The sequence below is a fragment of the Eubacterium sulci ATCC 35585 genome (assembly GCA_001189495.1).
In the GTDB taxonomy this organism is placed as follows: domain Bacteria; phylum Bacillota; class Clostridia; order Peptostreptococcales; family Anaerovoracaceae; genus Eubacterium_B; species Eubacterium_B sulci.
In genome coordinates, this window is record CP012068.1 from 575,910 (window position 1) to 593,856 (window position 17,947).

Below are 17,947 nucleotides of genomic sequence, written 5' to 3' on the forward strand. Positions count from 1 at the left end.
TAATCGGCATACTTGACAATCCGTTCAAGCGTGCCGATTTTTATATTTCGGCATATAGATACTTATCTATCTAGGCAAAAAGGTATCTTTAAAAAAACACGGTTAGTGAAAACTAATCTTTATCTGGCTTGTTGACTTTGATTGAATCAGAGAGTAATATAAAAGTGTATACAAAGTTAATTGTATTATAGTGTTTATATAATTTAGGAGGGAGATATCCACATGAGAAAACTTAAGACAATGGATGGTAACACAGCTGCTGCTCACGTAGCATATGCGTTTACAGAAGTTGCTGCTATCTATCCAATTACTCCATCTTCACCTATGGCAGAAAGTATGGATGAGTGGGTTTCTGACGCAAGAGAGAACATCTTTGGTGAAAAGGTGCACATCGTAGAGATGCAGTCAGAAGGTGGTGCAGCAGGTGCCGTTCACGGTGCAGTTGCAGCAGGTTCTTACACAACAACATTCACTGCTTCACAGGGACTTTTGCTCATGATTCCAAACATGTACAAGCTAGCAGGTGAGCATACTCCTGCAGTATTCCATGTATCAGCAAGAGCTCTTGCAACACATGCTCTGTCAATCTTTGGTGATCAGGCAGACGTTATGGCAGTACGTCAGACAGGTTTCGTACTACTAGCGTCAAACAGCGTACAGCAGGTAATGGACCTTGCAGCTGTTGCTCACCTTGCAGCTATAGGCGGAAGCCTTCCAGTTCTTCACTTCTTCGATGGTTTCAGAACATCACACGAGAACCAGAAGATCGAGATGTGGGATTACGATGACCTTAAGTCAATGGTAGACTGGGAAGCTGTTAAGCGTTACAGAGCTAGCGCACTTCACCCAGCACATCCACACAGCATGGGTTCAGCTGAGCAGCCAGAGACATACTTCCAGCACAGAGAAGCTAGCAATGGAGTTTACAACGAGACACCAGCTATCGTAGAGAAGTACATGAACATGGTTAACGAGAAGCTTGGAACAGATTACAAGCTATTCAACTACTATGGTGCTCCAGATGCAACAGAAATTCTAGTAGCTATGGGTTCAGTTTGTGATGCTGCTGAAGAAGTAGTAGATTTGCTTACAGCAGAAGGTAAGAAGGTTGGTATCATCGAGGTTCACCTATACAGACCTTTCTCAGCTAAGCACCTTCTTGCAGTAATGCCAGAGACAGTTGAGAAGATTGCAGTTCTCGACAGAACAAAGGAACCAGGAGCACTTGCAGAGCCTCTATACCTAGATATGGTAGCAGCTCTTAAGGGATCTAAGTTCGAAAACTGCGTAATGACACGTGGTCGTTACGGACTAGGTTCAAAGGACGTTCAGCCAGGAGACATCCTTGCTGCATACGAGAACCTTTGGGCAGACAACAGAAAAGAAGAGTTCACATTGTCAATCAACGACGATGTTACACATCTATCACTCACACCATCACGCTATCCTGACACAGTACCTGAAGGAACAGTTGCATGTAAGTTCTGGGGACTTGGTGCAGACGGTACAGTTGGTGCTAACAAGAACAGCGTAAAGATTATCGGTGACCACACAGATAAGAAGGTACAGGCTTACTTCCAGTATGACTCCAAGAAGTCAGGTGGTGTAACAATTTCTCACCTACGTTTCGGTGATAAGCCAATCAAGTCAACTTACTATGTAAAGCAGGCTAACTTTGTTGCATGTCATAATGAAGCATATGTAAACCTATACAAGATGGTTGAGGACGTTAAACCAGGCGGAAACTTCCTACTAAACTGCACATGGTCAGATGCTGAACTAGATACACATCTTCCAGCATCAATGAAGCAGTACATTGCAAAGAACAACATCAACCTATACACATGCGATGCTGTATCAATTGCTAAGGAAATCGGTCTTGGTGCAAGAAGAACTAACTCAGTACTTCAGGCAGCATTCTTCAAGATTGCTAACATTATTCCTATCGAGGAAGCAGCAAACTACATGAAGGACGCTATCAGAAAGACATATGGCAAGAAGGGCGAAAACATTGTTAACATGAACATCGCTGCTGTTGACGCAGGTATCGAGAGAGTTCATAAGGTTGACGTACCTGCTTCATGGGCTACATGCGAAGCTGATGTTGCACCTGTCCCATTCGTTGGACGCGACCAGCTACAGACAGACTACCTCAACAAGGTTCTTTCACCATATGCACATATGGATGGAGATTCAATCCCAGTATCAACATTCCTCGACACTCCAACAGGACTTGTACCTAACGGAACAGCTGCATTCGAGAAGAGAGGTATCGCTACTGATATTCCTGTATGGAATAAGGATAACTGTATCCAGTGTAACCAGTGCGCATACGTATGTCCTCACGGCGTAATCAGACCTTTCGTAATCGAAGGAGAAGCTGAGCTAGCAGGAACAAACGGTGACTACGCTGAGTTCAAGGGTGGCAAGGACGAGAACAAGAAGTACACAATGGGTATTTCAGCACTAGACTGCACAGGCTGCGGATCATGTGCTCAGACTTGTCCAGCTCCTAACAAGGCTCTTGTTATGAACGCTGTTAACGACGAGAACGTTTCAGTTTCACAGGAGAAGTACAACCACCTATTCAATAATGTTACACCTAAGGAAGTTCCATTCAAGGAGAACACAGTTAAGGGCGTTGAGTTCAAGCAGCCACTTCTCGAGTTCTCAGGAGCTTGCCCAGGATGCGGAGAGACTCCATATGCTAAGCTGATTACACAGCTATTCGGTGACAGAATGTTCATTGCAAATGCTACAGGCTGCTCATCAATTTGGGGTAACTCACTACCAAGCACACCTTACACAGTAAACGCTGAAGGAAGAGGTCCAGCATGGGCTAACTCCTTATTCGAGGACAACGCTGAGTTCGGATTCGGTATGGCAATTTCAATGAAGGCTAGACGTAACGAGCTTAAGACAGTTGCTACAAGACTAGCTGCAGAGCTTGGTGACGTTGCAACAGCATGGGTTGATGCAATGGAAGATGCTGAAGGTGCAGAGACAACAGGTAAGGCTCTTCTAGCAGCTTGCGAGAAGATCGCAGCTAACAACGAAGATGCTCAGTACGTTGTAGATAACAAAGAAATGCTAATCAAGCCATCAATGTGGATCTTCGGTGGTGACGGATGGGCATACGATATCGGTTACGGCGGTGTAGACCACGTTCTAGCAAGTGGAGAGAACATCAATATCATGGTATTTGATACTGAGGTATACTCAAACACTGGTGGACAGGCATCAAAGTCAACACCACTTGGTGCTGTAGCTAAGTTTGCTGCTTCAGGTAAGGCAGTAAAGAAGAAGGATATGGTTCAGATCGCTATGGCTTACGGCTACATCTACGTAGCTCAGATTGCTATGGGTGCTAGCCAGAAGCAGACTCTAGATGCAATCAGAGAGGCTGAGGCATATGATGGACCATCACTCATCATCGCATACGCTCCATGTATCAACCAAGGTCTAAAGAATGGTATGAACAAGGCGCAGGATGAGATGAAGCGTGCTGTAAACTCAGGTTACTGGAACCTAATCAGATTCAACCCTGATCTAGCTAAGGAAGGCAAGAACCCACTTATGATCGACAGCAAGCCTGCAACAGAAAGCTACAGAGACTTCATCATGAGCGAAGTTCGTTACGATTCTCTAACAAAGAGATTCCCAGAGAGAGCTGAGCAGCTATTCGAAGATGCTGAGAAGCTAGCTAAGGAAAGATACGAACACTTCCAGGCACTAAAGGAAAGCTACGAGCCAGAGAAATAAACTCTAGTTTTAAGCTGACTAATAGCAGATAATCAAAGAGCTCCGCGAAAGCGGAGCTCTTTTGCTATCTAAGCACAAAATAAAAGACCGAATTAATTTCGATCTTTTATTGCTGTAATGCCTGTTTTCATTATGAGTTTGCGCAGGGCTGGATTAAATATGATATCGTGTTTAAAAACCTTGCGTCTTAGTTTAAATCTCAGTGAACGTGTCAGCTTTCTATATGTTTTGGCAATCTTGTTTTCGTCACCTTTGAGAAAGGCCTTAGCAAGCATGGTTCCGCTTGTAAAGGCTGAACTGAAGCCCTCAAGTGAGCTGGCACTGATAAACCCCGCAGCTTCACCTATGAGGAAGACATTGTCTGTGCCAGTTACGAAATCTGATAGATGTTTAGGGCTACAAACGAGGCAGGCTTCAGTTTTTAGTGGCTCGCCAAAGCTTACTTCCATAAACTCCTCAAATCTCTTTTTTTGCTCCTCAAAAGCCTGTCTGCAATTATGCAATTCGAAGGACCCACCAAATATCACATAGCCGTCCTTGTGGATGGTCCATGAGCAACCACTGCTTGTCTTCTTGTCGAAAATGCAGGAGTAGTAGGGACTTTCCTTACCGTTGCCTTTAAACCATTGCTGTATGGCTGTGTATTTATATATCTTTTTATCAAAGAATTTGCGTCTAATGATTGAAGAAGCTCCATCGGCACCTACGAGGAATCTGCAATCTATCTCGTGTCTGGCTTTATCTGCATCTGAGATGCTTAGGCTGAACCCGCCAGTGTTTCTTTCGGCTTTGATGAGCTTTGCGTTTATTCTAGTCACATCATCAGGAATTAGAGTTAGCAGAAAGTTGTCAAAGGCACGTCTATCCATATTGAGATAGTATCTCTGATAATTACAAATGAGTCCTGAGCCAAGATCTATCGTTTTAACCGAGAAAATCTGTGGATCGACAAGAATGTCTTTTGGGAGAACAAAATCCCTGTGAGCCATCAATTTTTGGGCGTCAGGAGCAAGGAGCCCGCCACATGGTTTATTGCCTATCAAATCTTGACCGTCGATAAGTAAAATCGAGTATCCACTTCCTGAGACTTCACGTGCAAAAGTGGCGCCAGCAGGGCCAGCGCCAACAATGACAATATCGTATTTATTTTTTGGATGATCCGTAAAATTGAGCATCTATTCTTTTCCTAACTTCTTCTTTGATATGATAATACTCACAATGCCACAAACTGCCATCAAATATGGATAGAACAGGTATGGCATTATATCAAAGCTCGATAGCCCCGTCAGGCTGGCTGCTGAAAGCAGCTGAGCTCCATAAGGTATTATACCCTGAAATACGGAAGCAAACATATCAAGAAGAGAAGCTGTTCTAGCAGCTTCAATGCCATAGTCATCGGAGATTTCCTTAGCGATAGGACCTGCGATTACGATAGCTACAGTGTTATTTGCAGTAGCGCAGTCAATGAGACCAACAAGAGCAGCAACACCAAATTCGGCTCCTTTATATGAATGTATGTGCTTATGAATGTTTTCGAGAATGAAAGCAAAGCCACCATTATATTTAACAAGAGCGCTTATGCAAGCAACTAAAATGGAAATAACTGTGATATCGTACATTCCTGTAGCACCCTTTCCCATAGAAGTGAAAATCTGGGAGACCTTCATTGCACCAGTAGCAAGACCTGCAATTACTGAGAAGGCAATACCACCTATAAGAACTATGAAAACATTGAGTCCTATGAGTGCAGTAACTAGTACAAGAATGTATGGAATTACCTGAAATATATTGTAGTCAAGATCCTTAGATACTGTGAAGTGTGCTCCACTTGTCATAAAGAATAGAATGACAATAGTTGCAATAGCAGCAGGTAGGACAATCAAAAAGTTCTTACGGAACTTGTCTCTCATGTCGCAGCCTTGAGTTCTTACCGCTGCAATAGTAGTATCAGAAATCATTGAAAGGTTATCACCAAACATAGCGCCAGAAACTACGGCACCTATACAAATAGCGATAGGAAAGTCCGTCTTTTCGCTGATACCCATTGCAATAGGAGCAAGAGCAGCTATCGTACCCATGGAAGTTCCCATAGAAATGGATATGAAGCAGCCGATGACGAAAAGACCAATGACGGCAATTCCGGGAGGTAGCAAGGATAGACCAAGGTTAACTGTGCTACTTACTCCGCCCGCGGCAGAAACACTTCCAGAAAAAGCACCTGCAACGAGGAAGATAAGACACATGGTGATGATGTTGTCATCGCCTACGCCCTTAGCTATGATGGATATTTTTTCATTAAAGCTGATGCCTCTAGTCTGTAAAAAAGCGACCGCAAGTGCAATCAAAAATCCAATGACTGCTGGCATCGAGTAGAAATCCTTCTGAACAACACCTATACCGATGAAGAGAATCAGAAAGACAATGATAGGCAGGAGCGCCAATCCGTTTGGTTTTACTTTGTTCACGTTCATAATAGTCTCCAAATAATAGTAATCTCCATAATTGTATCAAAAAAAGAGAAAACTCACAAGCGGATTACACCGGATGCGAGTTAATTTCAATGCCTATTTGTTAGACTTTAGCTTTGAAAGATAAGGCCTTCTGCGAAAAACATAGGCAAGCCCAATACTGCGGTTGAAAGCTCTGAATCCCCAGGTCGCTGGAAAGCTATGCTTGAGAATATGCCTCATGAGAAACTCGCGCTCAACACCACCAAAGCTTGTAATTTCGTTGGCCTTGATGCTTTTGATCAAGTCGTTATTGCTTTTGATAGGGGATGAAAAATCTGTAAATCCCTTGCCCACATGCGCCTTATTGTGGGAGTCGGAACCTCCCGTACATGGAAGTGAATATTGCTTTGCTAAGGCAACGGCCTTCTCATTTGCCTCCTTAGCTTCACATGTATTAAAGCCCTCGAGAAAATCTAAGTTCTTGAAAATGCCGGGATTTCGCCTTACCTTGCGGCAAAACATAGCACTTGCGGCCTTTGCCCCGAAAGGATGGGCAGCACCGAGTATACCGCCACCAGAGTGAACGACTTTAATGAGCTGCTTGAGCGACATTCCGCGAATTGTGAGAAGCTTATTCTCAACGCCATCTGGCATGATGACAATGAAGTGACCAGCGTCCCTTGTATCGTACTCAATGCCTTTGAGAACTGTGAAGTCGTCATATTTCTGGCCTTCGCTTTCCCAGGCATTAAAGCCCTTGTAGGAATCGTGGTCTGTGACCAGCATTCCACCAAAGCCCTTACTCCTAAGGATGTTTACATATTCGTCTATATCTATACTTGAATCTATGGAACCACCTTTGATGTGGCAGTGTAAATCAAATTTCATTACCTTACTCCTTAAAGACTCATTATACCACAAATTGAGCCGAGAATATAAGTTTTCTAAAACAGTAGGCATATATCACAATATTGTATATAATAATATATATGAAAGAGGATCGAATTTTTTTAGGTAAAATTGAAGACAAAATCAAAGGCGCTAGCGAAAAGTACATGCTGACCTATAGCGATTTTCTTGACCCCCACGAACATTCTGTTGCGAGTAATTATATCAGGGGAAAAGGGAGATTTGATGTAGAAATTGTATTTTTTGGTGGTTATGAGGATGCAGAGAGAGTGTTAATGTTCTGTCTGCCAGCCTATGCGAGCCTCGAGGATGCATCAAAGGATGCTCTAAAGGTCATCAGGGTTAAGACCAAGGAGGGCAGCAGGACGCTAAGGCATGGTGATTACCTCGGTTCACTTACAGGACTTGGCGTGAGCAGGAGCAAGATTGGAGATATCCTTGTAAATGAAGGTGGAGCAGATATAATCGTGTCGTCGGAGATAGTAGAATTTTTGATGACTAATTATGCAAAGGCGGGAAGAAACTATCTTTCGCTTTCGGAACATGAGCTTTCGGAGCTTGAGCTCCCAGAAAACAGTAGGCTTACGGTAAAGGATACGGTGGCCTCGCTAAGGCTTGATAATATTGTATCTAGCGCATTTGGACTCTCGAGAGCGAAGGCGCAGGAGGCAATCAAAAGAGGAATAGTTTTTGTCAACAGCCTAGAGCAGACCAAGGTCGATGTCCAAATAGATGAGGGTGATAAGATTGTTCTCAGAGGCAAAGGTAAGGTGCTCGTCAAAGAGATAGGAAATAGGACTCGTAAGGATAGAATCTTTATGGAGTTTGAGAGATATGTTTAGAGTGAGGTTTTGATATAATGTGGAATTCTTCAGTATCAAATGGCACAAGCAACCAAATATTCAAGAAGGCGGCAAGGGACGAAAATAAGCCAAATACCGTTATCGATGTGGCAGGTACCAAAATCGGCGGAGGAAATTTTGCAGTAATTGCAGGCCCATGCTCAGTGGAATCGCCGAAACAGATAATCGATATCGCAAGCTCAGTCAAGGCTTCAGGCGCAGGAATTCTTAGAGGTGGAGCCTTTAAGCCGAGAACCTCGCCATACTCTTTTCAGGGTATGAGGGCAGAAGGCATAGAGCTTCTTTCTGAGGCAAAGAAGGCAACAGGAATGCCCATAGTCTCAGAGATAATGAGCGAAAAACATCTATCGCTTTACGAGGATGTTGACATAATTCAGGTAGGTGCAAGAAATATGCAAAACTACGAGCTTCTCAAGGCTCTTGGTAAGCTCAATAAACCTATTTTGCTAAAGAGAGGAACGGGCTGCAGGCTTGAGGAACTCCTGCTTAGCGCTGAATACATTTTGGACGGTGGAAATGAGAATGTAATCCTTTGCGAGAGAGGAATTAGAACCTTTGAGGACTACACAAGGGATACGCTTGACCTCTCAGCAGTTCCAGTTTTGAGAAGCCTAACACATCTTCCGATAATTGTTGATCCAAGCCACGCAACAGGACAGGCTAGCCTCGTTAAACCTATGGCTTTTGCAGCAGTTGCCTGCGGAGCAGATGGCGTGATGATAGAGGTGCATGACAATCCGGCAAGAGCCTTAAGCGACGGAAAACAGTCGGTGACGCCGAGTGAATTTAATGAGATAATGAAGGGAATTCTAAGGATTAGAGAAGCGATTAAATGAGTAAATTATCCAGCGATACAAATATCAAAGCAGGCTTAATCAGAGATATAGGAAGGGAGCTTTCCTCTATTAAAACAGGAGTTAAACTTGCCTTCATCTATGATGCTAATATTCCTGAGGAAGCCGTAAAAGACTGCCAAAGCAGTATGCTTGAGGCAGGTTTTGATGTTGCAAAAATTAAAATCGCTGGTGGGGAAGGCTGTAAGAACATTGAGAAATACCAGATGCTAATAAGCTTTCTAGTAGAAGAGGAAATAAGCCGAGATGACATGATTGTTGTCATGGGTGGAGGAGCGCTCTGCGATTTAGCCGGTTTTGTAGCTGCAAGCTATCTAAGAGGTATAGATTATATCCAAATTCCTAGCACCCTCCTTGCAATGGTAGATTCATCCATTGGAGGAAAGACAGGAATAAACATAGATAAGGGCAAGAATCTGATAGGGGCATTCCATATGCCTAGACTTGTTTTTAGAGATATAAAGCTACTTCGCTCACTTGATCCAGCAGTTTTTTGGGATGGTTTTGGCGAGGTTATAAAGTCTGCCATGCTATCAAAGCCAGTTTATGATCTAGTTGCAGGAAAGGCTGACACGGGCTTAGATCTTGAAGCAGTAATTTCAGAGTGTGCAAGGTTTAAGTATGAGGTGATAAGGGAGGACTTTGAGGATAGAGGACTTCGAAAGATTTTAAATTTCGGACACACGCTAGGTCATGCGATGGAAAAGGCTTCTAGATATGAAGTGAGCCACGGCATGGCGGTGGTCAAGGGAATGGCTTTAATGTTTCGGATTTCAGCAGGCGAGGGCTGGTGTGATGAGAGTATAGAAGAAGCATTTCTCGCTTTGATAGATGAATACGACTACGATGCGAGCATAGATTGCGGCGCGGATGAGCTGATTGAATATGTCAAAGCGGATAAAAAACGAAGTGGCGATTACATAGACATCGTAATCCCTTGTAAAATGAACGAATGCAAAATCAAAAGACTTTTAGTGACAGAGCTTGCAAGCCTCCTAAAGAGGTATCTCAGATGAAGAGGGTAGTAGCACCAAAATCAAAGTCATATGAGCACAGAATTTTGATATGTGAGCTTCTATCAAAACTTGGCGAAGCAGATACACTAGATGCTCAAGGAAGACTCAGGAAAACTGCGCGAAGTAGGGCAGTAACTAGAGAATCTGAGGATATAATGGCTACCATAGACAGTATTTCTAAGATACAGTTATCGCTCAAGGATGGAAAGCAAGAGACAGTTTTAGACTGTAATCAAAGCGGATCGACATTAAGATTTCTCCTTCCTGTTGCCTGCGCATTAGGGCTAAAAGCGAGATTTCTAATGCGCGGAAGACTTGCAAAAAGACCTATGGATGAGTTGATTAACGAGCTCAAAGCCCACGGGTGTAAAATAGACACTGAAGATGATGCTATATGCACTAGTGGAAAGCTAGAGCATGGAGTGTTTAATCTGCCAGGAGACATTAGCTCGCAGTATGTCAGCGGGCTTTTGATGGCACTGCCACTTCTTTCATCTGACAGCGAAATACATGTGCGAAGGCCACTTGTTTCAGCTGGATATATAGATGTGACTTTAGATGTGATGCGCAAGTTTTCAATCTCAGTTACGGAGGAAAACTCAGATACTGAATATATTTATAGAATTAAAGGCGGGCAAAGATACATATTGCCCGAAAAATACATCGTCGAAGGGGACTGGTCAAATGCAGCTTTCTGGTTTGCTATAGGAGTTCTCGGAAATGAGCCTCTTGCTATCGAGGGGCTAAACCCTAACTCTCTTCAGGGTGATAGAAGAATATTTGATATTCTTAAGAAAATGGGCGCAGATGTTCGCACTGAAATAGATAATGATAAGGCAGTATTTGAAGCATATCCGCTTGGAGATAAAGCTCTAAAGGCTATAGTTTTAGATGCAGAAAACATTCCTGATCTAGTTCCTTTAATAGCGATTTTAACATGCTTTACAGATGGTAAAACCCAAATTTCGGGCATCAAAAGGCTTAGACTCAAGGAAAGCGATAGACTTATTGCAACAGAGGAGCTTATCGATGGGCTTGGAGGAAGTTTCAAAATCCATGAGGATGCCATAGAGATAAGTGGCCTAGGTGCAGGAGCAATGCTGAGAGGTGGAGAAGTCAGATGCTTTGATGACCACAGAATTGTGATGAGCGCAGCTGTTTCGTCTTTGAGATGCAGGGAAGATGTTTTGATAGACAATGCTTTTGCTGTGAATAAATCATATTTGGGTTTCTTTGATGAACTTGATAGGCTAGGGCTTTCAAGCAAATGTATAAGGAAATAGGAGGGTTATATGGCCTCGGTTTTTGGAAATAATATAAAGCTATCCATATTCGGGCAGTCGCACTCTGAGGCGATAGGGATGAGCTTTGATGGGCTTCCATGCGGTTTTAAAATAGACATGGATGAGCTTCAGCTTTTCCTAAGTAGAAGGGCTCCAGGAAGAAGCGAGCTGACAAGCAAGCGCTCTGAGAAGGATGTGCCTGAATTTGTCAGCGGCCTCTTTGATGGTAAGACATGTGGTGCGCCACTTGCTGCTTTGATATATAACGAAGATGTAAGAAGTGCTGACTACGAGAATATAAAGGATTCCCCAAGACCTTCACACGCAGATTTTACTGCTGAGGGAAAGTTCAGAGGATATCAGGATTATAGAGGTGGCGGTCATTTTTCGGGAAGGCTTACAGCTGCTCTTTGCGTAGCTGGAGGAATTGCAATCCAGATGCTTGAGCGAAATGGAATTAAAGTTAAGGCTGTGCTTGAGTCAGTCTGTGGGCAGGAATCTGCAATAGATGAACTTATCGCAGAGGCAATATCAGAGGGGGATTCGCTTGGCGGAACCATAGCATGCACTATCGAAGGGCTTCCTTGCGGAGTTGGAGAGCCTATGTTTGATGGGCTTGAGAACAGAATTTCTCAGGCAGTCTTCGCCATCCCAGCGGTCAAAGGTATAGAGTTTGGCGATGGTTTTAAGCTAAGCGAGCTCAAAGGTAGCGAAGCTCGCGACGAATATGTAGCGAGCGATGGTAAAATCGCCCTTACTAGCAATCATAACGGTGGAATACTCGGTGGAATAAGCACGGGGGAAGCTGTGAATTTCAGGGTTTGCATTAAGCCAACACCTTCTATTTCCATCCCATCAAAGAGTGTAAGCTATAGCAGGGGCGAGAATGTGGAGCTTAAGATTAGCGGAAGGCATGATCCTTGCATTGCACTTCGTGCAGTGCCTTGTGTTGAGGCAGCAGCTGCAATTGCAGTTTTGGATTTAATGCTTGGCGATATTAATTTTTCGGGTAGGTTTGTTTTCAATGATTGAGCTAAAAAAATGTAGGGATAAAATAGATGCATTAGACCGCGAGATTCTAAGGTTTTTTGAAGAGAGAATGCATGTAGTAAAGGAAGTTGCTGGCATCAAAAAAGCAAATGGCATCAGCATCTGTGACTCTAGCAGAGAAGATGAGCTGATTGCAGCTATTAAGGATATGAGCGAGGACGGGCTTTCAGAATATGACAAGGCGCTCTTTGAGAAAATTATGGAGCTATCAAAGCTATATCAAAGCAGGTGTTTGGAGGAGTAGAAATGAAGATTCTAGTGCTAAACGGTCCAAATATTAACTTTCTTGGAATCAGGGAGCCTGAGATTTATGGTAAGGAAAGCTATGAGAACCTGATTGCTTTAATTTCAAAGGCTGCCCTTGAGCGAGGCATAGAGGTGGAGTTCTTTCAGTCAAATCACGAGGGTGTTTTGATAGACAAGATACAGGAGGCCTATGGTAACTTTGATGGAATCGTCTTTAACCCAGCAGGCTACACTCATACGAGCATTGCACTTGCAGATGCGATAAAGGCTGTGGGAATAAGGACGGTAGAGGTTCACATCTCAGATATATCAAAGCGTGAGGACTACAGGAGACATTCATTTATCAGCGAAGCTGCCTGTGCATGCATCTTAGGTCATGGCTTTGATGGCTATGTGGAGGCTCTCGATATATTGACAGAAGTATAAAGCCTTATTATAATTGAAATAGAATTATGATTTTTCATGATTAATATTTCTATGTGTAATTAACGAGCCTAAGTGGAGGTAGAAGATGTTAAAATTGGACTGGCTAAAAGATGGCAACAATGTAGCATATGTTGATGCAAATGAATTTATTGATAACTTTGAGAAAGAGGCTGGCATAAGCAAGCTTCGTCAGGCAATTGAGGAATTCGTGGCAAATCCAACTGCAGATGGCAAAACTATAACTGGAACTAAGAGAACTGCGGTTAAGATATTTATCCCAGATGTTAGCTTTGATGAGCATATCGAGATGGGAGAAAACCCATGGCTATTCATGGGAGAGCACTATCCTGCTTACTGCATCTACGGTCTGTAGGAAGTCGAAATAAGTCGATATTAAGGCAAAAACCTTTGCTTAAAAATTAGGTTTTAAACCCAAGGAGCCCTAAGCAGCTTGATCCGCCTAGGGCTATTTTGATGTAGACGAAAAGGCTTTTAGATAGTAAAATTATTTTAGGAAATATTGTTTCAATAAGGTATAAATAAAGGGAAAAAGATGAACTTAATCATAGTAATTTTATCCGTTATAACTTTGATTGTGGCGCTTGTATCAGTTGGGCTAGTGCTTAAACTCAGCAAGAGCATAGAGGATGGCACCAAGGACGAAGAACTTCGCAAGCTTAAGGATGAGCTAAAGGCCGATATTGATGCTACAAGGCGTGACACCATGGAGCACATAAACAGCAGCTTCAGAAACTATGGTGACTTAATCGCTGGGGCTCAGAGCGAGCATTTTAAGACGCAGAACGAGAGCCTGAGAAGAATCAATGAAACTCTATCAAACTTCAGTATGGAGAGTGAGCAGAAACTTGAGAACATCAGGCAGACTGTGAGAACTCAGCTCAGTGAGATCAAGGAGGATAACAACAAGCAGATTTCAGAAATCAGAAGTACTGTAGATGAGAGACTTCAGAAGACACTGAACGACAGAATCACTCAGTCATTCAATCTGGTTAATGATAGGCTTGAGCAGGTTTACAAGGGTCTTGGAGAGATGCAAAATCTCGCTTCAGGTGTTGGTGACCTTAAGAGGGTTTTGACCAATGTAAAGACAAGGGGTATTCTTGGAGAGGTGCAGCTTGCTGGTATCTTGGAGCAGATTTTGTCGCCTGAGCAGTACGACGAGAATGTGAGTGTAGATGGCAGTCCAAAGAGAGTTGAGTTTGCTATCAAACTTCCTGGAGTGGATGGCTCTGAGGATGGATTTATCTATCTTCCAATAGATGCAAAGTTCCCAGGTGATGCATATGCCAAGCTTCTTGATGCCTACGATTTAGCCGATTCTGCTGAGATAGAAAAGGCTGGCAAGCAGCTTGAACAGGTAATCAAGCAGGAGGCAAAGGATATTTCTAGCAAGTATATTAAGCCACCTTACACGACTGACTTTGCGATAATGTTCCTTCCTTTTGAGGGGCTTTATGCCGAGGTTATAAGGCGCGGGCTTGTTGAGACTTTGCAGAGAGATTACAAGGTAAATATCGCAGGACCTACGACTATGACAGGTCTTTTGAACAGCCTTCAGATGGGCTTCAGAACTCTTGCGATTCAGAAGCATTCAAGCGAGGTTTGGGAGATTCTCGGTGCGGTTAAGACCGAGTTTGACAGCTTTGGTAACGTCCTTGAGGCGACAAAGAAGAGAATAGATCAGGCTAATGTAGAGCTTGATAAGCTTATTGGCGTGAGAACGAGAAGTATCAATAGAAAGCTTCGCAATATAGAGAAGATAGATCAGGCTAGAGCGAGTAAGGTTCTTGAGCTAGATGACAGTGATGAGGTGTAGAATTTGAGCATTTTCGCAATAGGAGACTTACATCTATCTTTTGATGAGAGAATATCAAAGCCCATGGACATCTTCGGTAGCAGATGGGAAAACCACGCAGAAAGGCTCAAGCAGAACTGGGAGAAAAACATCGGAGAAGATGATACTGTACTAGTATGCGGTGATATCTCATGGGGCCTTAGACTAGAGGAAGCAATGGCTGACTTTAGGTGGATTGAGAGCTTGCCTGGGCGCAAGATTATAACCAAAGGAAATCACGACCTTTGGTGGGGATCTGTCAAGAAATTGAATAGTATAAGCGAAAATATTCGCTTTCTGCAAAACGATGCGGCACTTATTTTTGATGAAGATAGACGCATATGTGTATGCGGAACGAGGGGATGGATTTGCCCTGGTACAGAAGGCTTTGATGAGCACGACGAGAAGATTTTTAAGCGTGAGCTGATTAGACTTGAGATGTCGCTTAAGGAGGCTAAGAAGCAGGAGCCAGATTTGATAATTGCAATGCTTCATTATCCACCTTGCAACGATAAGTTTCAGCCTTCAGAGTTTACGAAAATGCTTTCGAGATACGGAGTTAAGACTTGTATTTATGGGCATCTGCACGGTAAGGACGCTTTTAAGAACGGTTTTCAGGGTATATTAAATGGAGTAGAGTACAAACTAGTCTCCCTAGATTATATCGAGGCTAATCCTATAAAGATTCTTTAGAATGAGGCTTGAGGAGGTAGCTATGGACAAAAACAGAGTGATTTTAATTGTGATGGACAGTCTAGGAGTTGGAGAACTGCCCGATGCAGGAAGCTACGGCGATGCTGGTAGCGATACCTTTGGTCATATTGCAAAGACCATGGGCGATGAGCTTAAGATTCCTAACCTGAGAAGGCTAGGATTTGGAAATATAGACGGACTTTGTAACGGAGACGGAAGCTTTGCTATTTCTAATCCTTCGGGTGCCTATGGTAAGCTTAAGGAAAAATCAAAGGGAAAGGATACCATAACAGGTCACTGGGAAATTGCGGGCATAGAAAGCCTAACACCGTTCAAAACCTACCCTGATGGTTTTCCTGCTGAGTTCATCGCAAAGTTTGAGGAAAAAATAGGCAGGCGCTGTATAGGTAACTACGCAGAGTCTGGTACAGTAATCATAGAAAAGCTCGGAGCAGAGCACGAGAGGACAGGCTATCCTATCGTATATACATCAGCTGACAGCGTATTTCAAATCGCTGCAAATGTAGATGTTATACCTCTTGAGGAGCTATACAAGATTTGTGAGGCTGCAAGAGAGCTTCTTCAGGGAGAATGGGCCTGTGGAAGAGTAATTGCAAGACCATATAAGCTTGTAGATGGCAAGCGTGAGAGGACGACAGACCGCCGTGACTATGCGGTTTCACCACCAGAAAAGACAATCCTAAACCTGATTGATGAAGCAGGGCAAGAAGTCTATGCCGTAGGGAAAATCCACGATATTTTCAATGCCAGTGGCGTTACGGACTGGGTTCATACAGACGGTAATATGGATGGAGTTGACAAAACTCTTGAGGCTCTAGATAAGGTAGAAAGCGGTTTCATTTTCACAAATCTCGTTGACTTTGACTCGCTTTACGGGCACAGAAGAAATCCTATCGGCTACGGAAAGGCGATAATGGATTTTGATGCAAGAATCCCTGAGATAGAGAAGAAGCTAGGGCCTAAGGATATTGTGATTCTATGTGCAGACCACGGAAACGATCCTACGCACAGCGGCTTTGATCATACTAGGGAACACATTCCTTTTGTAGCCTTCGGCGAGCCAATTAAATCAGCAAACATTGGAACTAGGGAGTGCTTTGCAGATATAGGAGCTACAATCTGCGACTACCTTGATGTGGATGAACCGGCAATAGGCGAAAGCTTTTTAAGTGAGATTTTAAAGTAGGAATAGATATGAATGCAGTTGATATTATAAGCAAAAAGAGGGACGGTAAAGAGCTCAGTACTTCAGAAATCGAGTTCTTCATCAAAGCTTATCTTAATGGCGATATACCTGACTATCAGGCTTCGGCTCTTTTGATGGCCATATATTTCAGACATATGAGCGAGAAGGAGACTTTTGACCTAACCAGGGTAATGCTTCATTCCGGAGATATAGTCGATCTATCGGACATTCACGGAACAAAGGTGGATAAGCATTCGACGGGAGGAGTCGGTGACAAGGTGACTTTAATAGTAGCGCCAATTGCTGCATCATGTGGAGTTCCTATCGCCAAGATGAGCGGAAGAGGTCTTGGATTCACAGGTGGAACCATAGATAAGCTTGAGTCAATCCCAGGATTTAAAACTACACTTGAGCCTGCGGATTTTCACAAGCAGGTTAACGAAATCGGAATTGCCGTAATCGGTCAAAGTGGGCATATCGCGCCAGCAGATAAGAAGCTTTACGCGCTTAGAGATGTAACTGCAACAGTCGAAAATCTCAGCCTCATAGCATCGAGCATAATGAGTAAGAAGCTCGCCGCAGGAAGTGATGCGATTCTCTTAGATGTTAAATGTGGCAAGGGCGCTTTTATGAAGTCCGAGGATGATGCCAAGGCACTAGCTGAGCTGATGTGCAAAATCGGAAGCTCTCAGGGTAAGAAAACTGCAGCAATAATTTCAGATATGAGCGAGCCACTAGGTCATGCTGTAGGAAATAGCCTTGAGGTGATAGAAGCTATAGAGCTTCTCAAAGCTAATATTGAAGGTGACTTGCTTAAGCTTTGCCTTAATATCTCAGGAGCAATGATATATATTGGAGGTAAGGCCTCTAGCATAGATGAGGGAATTGCGCTAGCAGAAAGTGCAATTTCAAGCGGAAGAGCGCTACAAAAGCTCGCTGAAATGATAGAATATCAGGGCGGAAACAAGGCTGTAATCGATGATTATTCACTATTTCCAGAAGCTAAGCTTAGTGCTGAGATTAAGGCTTTGCGCTCTGGGTATATAGAGTCTATTGATGCCGAAGGAATTGGACTTTCTTCGCAGCACTCAGGTGCAGGAAGAGCTAGCAAGGAGGATGAAATAGATCACAGTGCAGGCATAAAACTAGTCGCAAAGAGAGGCGATAGGGTTGAACTTTCGGATACGATTGCCATCGTCTACTCAAGTGATGAAGGAAAGCTAAAGCAAGCCTGTGAAGAGGTTCTCGGTGCTTATGCGATATCAGATAGTGAGCCGAAGGCAGAGCCTCTGATAAAAACGATGATTGGATTATAGATTAGAAGGAACAGTAA

General features: G+C 43.4%; 14 protein-coding genes and 2 pseudogenes. 13 read left to right on the forward strand and 3 right to left on the reverse strand.

Annotation, left to right across the window (positions count from 1 at the left end; all coding sequences use genetic code 11):
- Window positions 1-222 precede the first annotated feature (222 nt).
- On the forward strand, window positions 223-3,762 hold the full coding sequence (locus tag ADJ67_02680) for a pyruvate-flavodoxin oxidoreductase (protein ID AKT46693.1): 3,540 nt from the start codon (window positions 223-225) through the stop codon (window positions 3,760-3,762).
- A gap of 92 nt (window positions 3,763-3,854) precedes the next feature.
- Here the strand turns inward: ADJ67_02680 and ADJ67_02685 are convergent, their stop codons facing one another.
- The 3 genes from ADJ67_02685 to ADJ67_02695 form a co-directional block, all read right to left on the reverse strand.
- A complete protein-coding gene (locus ADJ67_02685) occupies window positions 3,855-4,937 on the reverse strand; it encodes an oxidoreductase (GenBank protein ID AKT46694.1) in 1,083 nt (360 codons plus the stop codon).
- The gene (locus ADJ67_02690) at window positions 4,938-6,233 is read right to left on the reverse strand and encodes a sodium:proton antiporter (GenBank protein ID AKT46695.1); all 1,296 of its coding nucleotides are present in this window, start codon (window positions 6,231-6,233) and stop codon (window positions 4,938-4,940) included. It lies immediately after the preceding gene.
- Window positions 6,234-6,326: 93 nt separating this feature from the next.
- On the reverse strand, window positions 6,327-7,100 hold the full coding sequence (locus tag ADJ67_02695; protein AKT46696.1) for an isoleucyl-tRNA synthetase: 774 nt from the start codon (window positions 7,098-7,100) through the stop codon (window positions 6,327-6,329).
- Between the two features lie 101 nt (window positions 7,101-7,201).
- On the opposite strand from ADJ67_02695, the gene ADJ67_02700 reads away from it, so the two are divergent.
- The 12 genes and pseudogenes from ADJ67_02700 to deoA all read left to right on the forward strand — a co-directional run bounded on the left by ADJ67_02700 (window position 7,202) and on the right by deoA (window position 17,930).
- On the forward strand, window positions 7,202-7,963 hold the full coding sequence (locus tag ADJ67_02700) for a hypothetical protein (protein AKT46697.1): 762 nt from the start codon (window positions 7,202-7,204) through the stop codon (window positions 7,961-7,963).
- A gap of 53 nt (window positions 7,964-8,016) precedes the next feature.
- Window positions 8,017-8,820, forward strand: a pseudogene (locus ADJ67_02705) (3-deoxy-7-phosphoheptulonate synthase).
- The gene (locus ADJ67_02710; protein AKT46698.1) at window positions 8,817-9,854 is read left to right on the forward strand and encodes a hypothetical protein; all 1,038 of its coding nucleotides are present in this window, start codon (window positions 8,817-8,819) and stop codon (window positions 9,852-9,854) included. The pseudogene ADJ67_02705 and the gene ADJ67_02710 overlap by 4 nt, the downstream one beginning before the upstream one ends.
- A 221-nt stretch (window positions 9,855-10,075) precedes the next feature.
- Window positions 10,076-11,137: pseudogene (locus tag ADJ67_02715) on the forward strand (hypothetical protein).
- A 9-nt stretch (window positions 11,138-11,146) separates the two neighbouring features.
- Complete coding sequence (locus tag ADJ67_02720; GenBank protein AKT46699.1) at window positions 11,147-12,169, forward strand: chorismate synthase; 1,023 nt, start codon at window positions 11,147-11,149, stop codon at window positions 12,167-12,169.
- Complete coding sequence (locus tag ADJ67_02725) at window positions 12,162-12,431, forward strand: hypothetical protein (protein AKT46700.1); 270 nt, start codon at window positions 12,162-12,164, stop codon at window positions 12,429-12,431. The genes ADJ67_02720 and ADJ67_02725 overlap by 8 nt, the downstream gene beginning before the upstream one ends.
- Before the next feature lie 2 nt (window positions 12,432-12,433).
- Window positions 12,434-12,859: a 3-dehydroquinate dehydratase gene (locus tag ADJ67_02730; protein ID AKT46701.1), complete on the forward strand. Its 426-nt coding sequence runs from the start codon at window positions 12,434-12,436 to the stop codon at window positions 12,857-12,859.
- 85 nt (window positions 12,860-12,944) lie between these two features.
- Window positions 12,945-13,232 carry a hypothetical protein gene (locus tag ADJ67_02735; protein ID AKT46702.1) on the forward strand — a complete coding sequence of 96 codons (288 nt, stop codon included), beginning with the start codon at window positions 12,945-12,947 and terminating at the stop codon, window positions 13,230-13,232.
- A 180-nt stretch (window positions 13,233-13,412) separates the two neighbouring features.
- The gene (locus tag ADJ67_02740) at window positions 13,413-14,696 is read left to right on the forward strand and encodes a DNA recombination protein RmuC (protein AKT46703.1); all 1,284 of its coding nucleotides are present in this window, start codon (window positions 13,413-13,415) and stop codon (window positions 14,694-14,696) included.
- A 3-nt stretch (window positions 14,697-14,699) separates the two neighbouring features.
- Window positions 14,700-15,407 carry a serine/threonine protein phosphatase gene (locus tag ADJ67_02745; GenBank protein AKT46704.1) on the forward strand — a complete coding sequence of 236 codons (708 nt, stop codon included), beginning with the start codon at window positions 14,700-14,702 and terminating at the stop codon, window positions 15,405-15,407.
- Between the two features lie 22 nt (window positions 15,408-15,429).
- Window positions 15,430-16,614 (forward strand): phosphopentomutase, encoded by a 1,185-nt coding sequence (locus ADJ67_02750; protein AKT46705.1) that lies wholly within the window; start codon window positions 15,430-15,432, stop codon window positions 16,612-16,614.
- An 8-nt stretch (window positions 16,615-16,622) separates the two neighbouring features.
- Window positions 16,623-17,930, forward strand: coding sequence for a thymidine phosphorylase (gene deoA / locus ADJ67_02755; GenBank protein ID AKT46706.1), 1,308 nt, complete (start codon window positions 16,623-16,625; stop codon window positions 17,928-17,930).
- The last annotated feature ends 17 nt before the right edge of the window (window positions 17,931-17,947 follow it).

What these genes read in the sequence shown, in the direction of transcription:
- ADJ67_02750 (AKT46705.1), top strand. Translation starts at nt 15,430, where the DNA reads ATGGACAAAAACAGAGTGATTTTAATTGTGATGGACAGTCTAGGAGTT.
- ADJ67_02680 (AKT46693.1), top strand. Translation starts at nt 223, where the DNA reads ATGAGAAAACTTAAGACAATGGATGGTAACACAGCTGCTGCTCACGTA.
- ADJ67_02685 (AKT46694.1), bottom strand. Translation starts at nt 4,937, where the DNA reads ATGCTCAATTTTACGGATCATCCAAAAAATAAATACGATATTGTCATT.
- ADJ67_02735 (AKT46702.1), top strand. Translation starts at nt 12,945, where the DNA reads ATGTTAAAATTGGACTGGCTAAAAGATGGCAACAATGTAGCATATGTT.
- deoA (AKT46706.1), top strand. Translation starts at nt 16,623, where the DNA reads ATGAATGCAGTTGATATTATAAGCAAAAAGAGGGACGGTAAAGAGCTC.
- ADJ67_02740 (AKT46703.1), top strand. Translation starts at nt 13,413, where the DNA reads ATGAACTTAATCATAGTAATTTTATCCGTTATAACTTTGATTGTGGCG.
- ADJ67_02700 (AKT46697.1), top strand. Translation starts at nt 7,202, where the DNA reads ATGAAAGAGGATCGAATTTTTTTAGGTAAAATTGAAGACAAAATCAAA.
- ADJ67_02720 (AKT46699.1), top strand. Translation starts at nt 11,147, where the DNA reads ATGGCCTCGGTTTTTGGAAATAATATAAAGCTATCCATATTCGGGCAG.
- ADJ67_02695 (AKT46696.1), bottom strand. Translation starts at nt 7,100, where the DNA reads ATGAAATTTGATTTACACTGCCACATCAAAGGTGGTTCCATAGATTCA.
- ADJ67_02710 (AKT46698.1), top strand. Translation starts at nt 8,817, where the DNA reads ATGAGTAAATTATCCAGCGATACAAATATCAAAGCAGGCTTAATCAGA.
- ADJ67_02725 (AKT46700.1), top strand. Translation starts at nt 12,162, where the DNA reads ATGATTGAGCTAAAAAAATGTAGGGATAAAATAGATGCATTAGACCGC.
- ADJ67_02730 (AKT46701.1), top strand. Translation starts at nt 12,434, where the DNA reads ATGAAGATTCTAGTGCTAAACGGTCCAAATATTAACTTTCTTGGAATC.
- ADJ67_02690 (AKT46695.1), bottom strand. Translation starts at nt 6,233, where the DNA reads ATGAACGTGAACAAAGTAAAACCAAACGGATTGGCGCTCCTGCCTATC.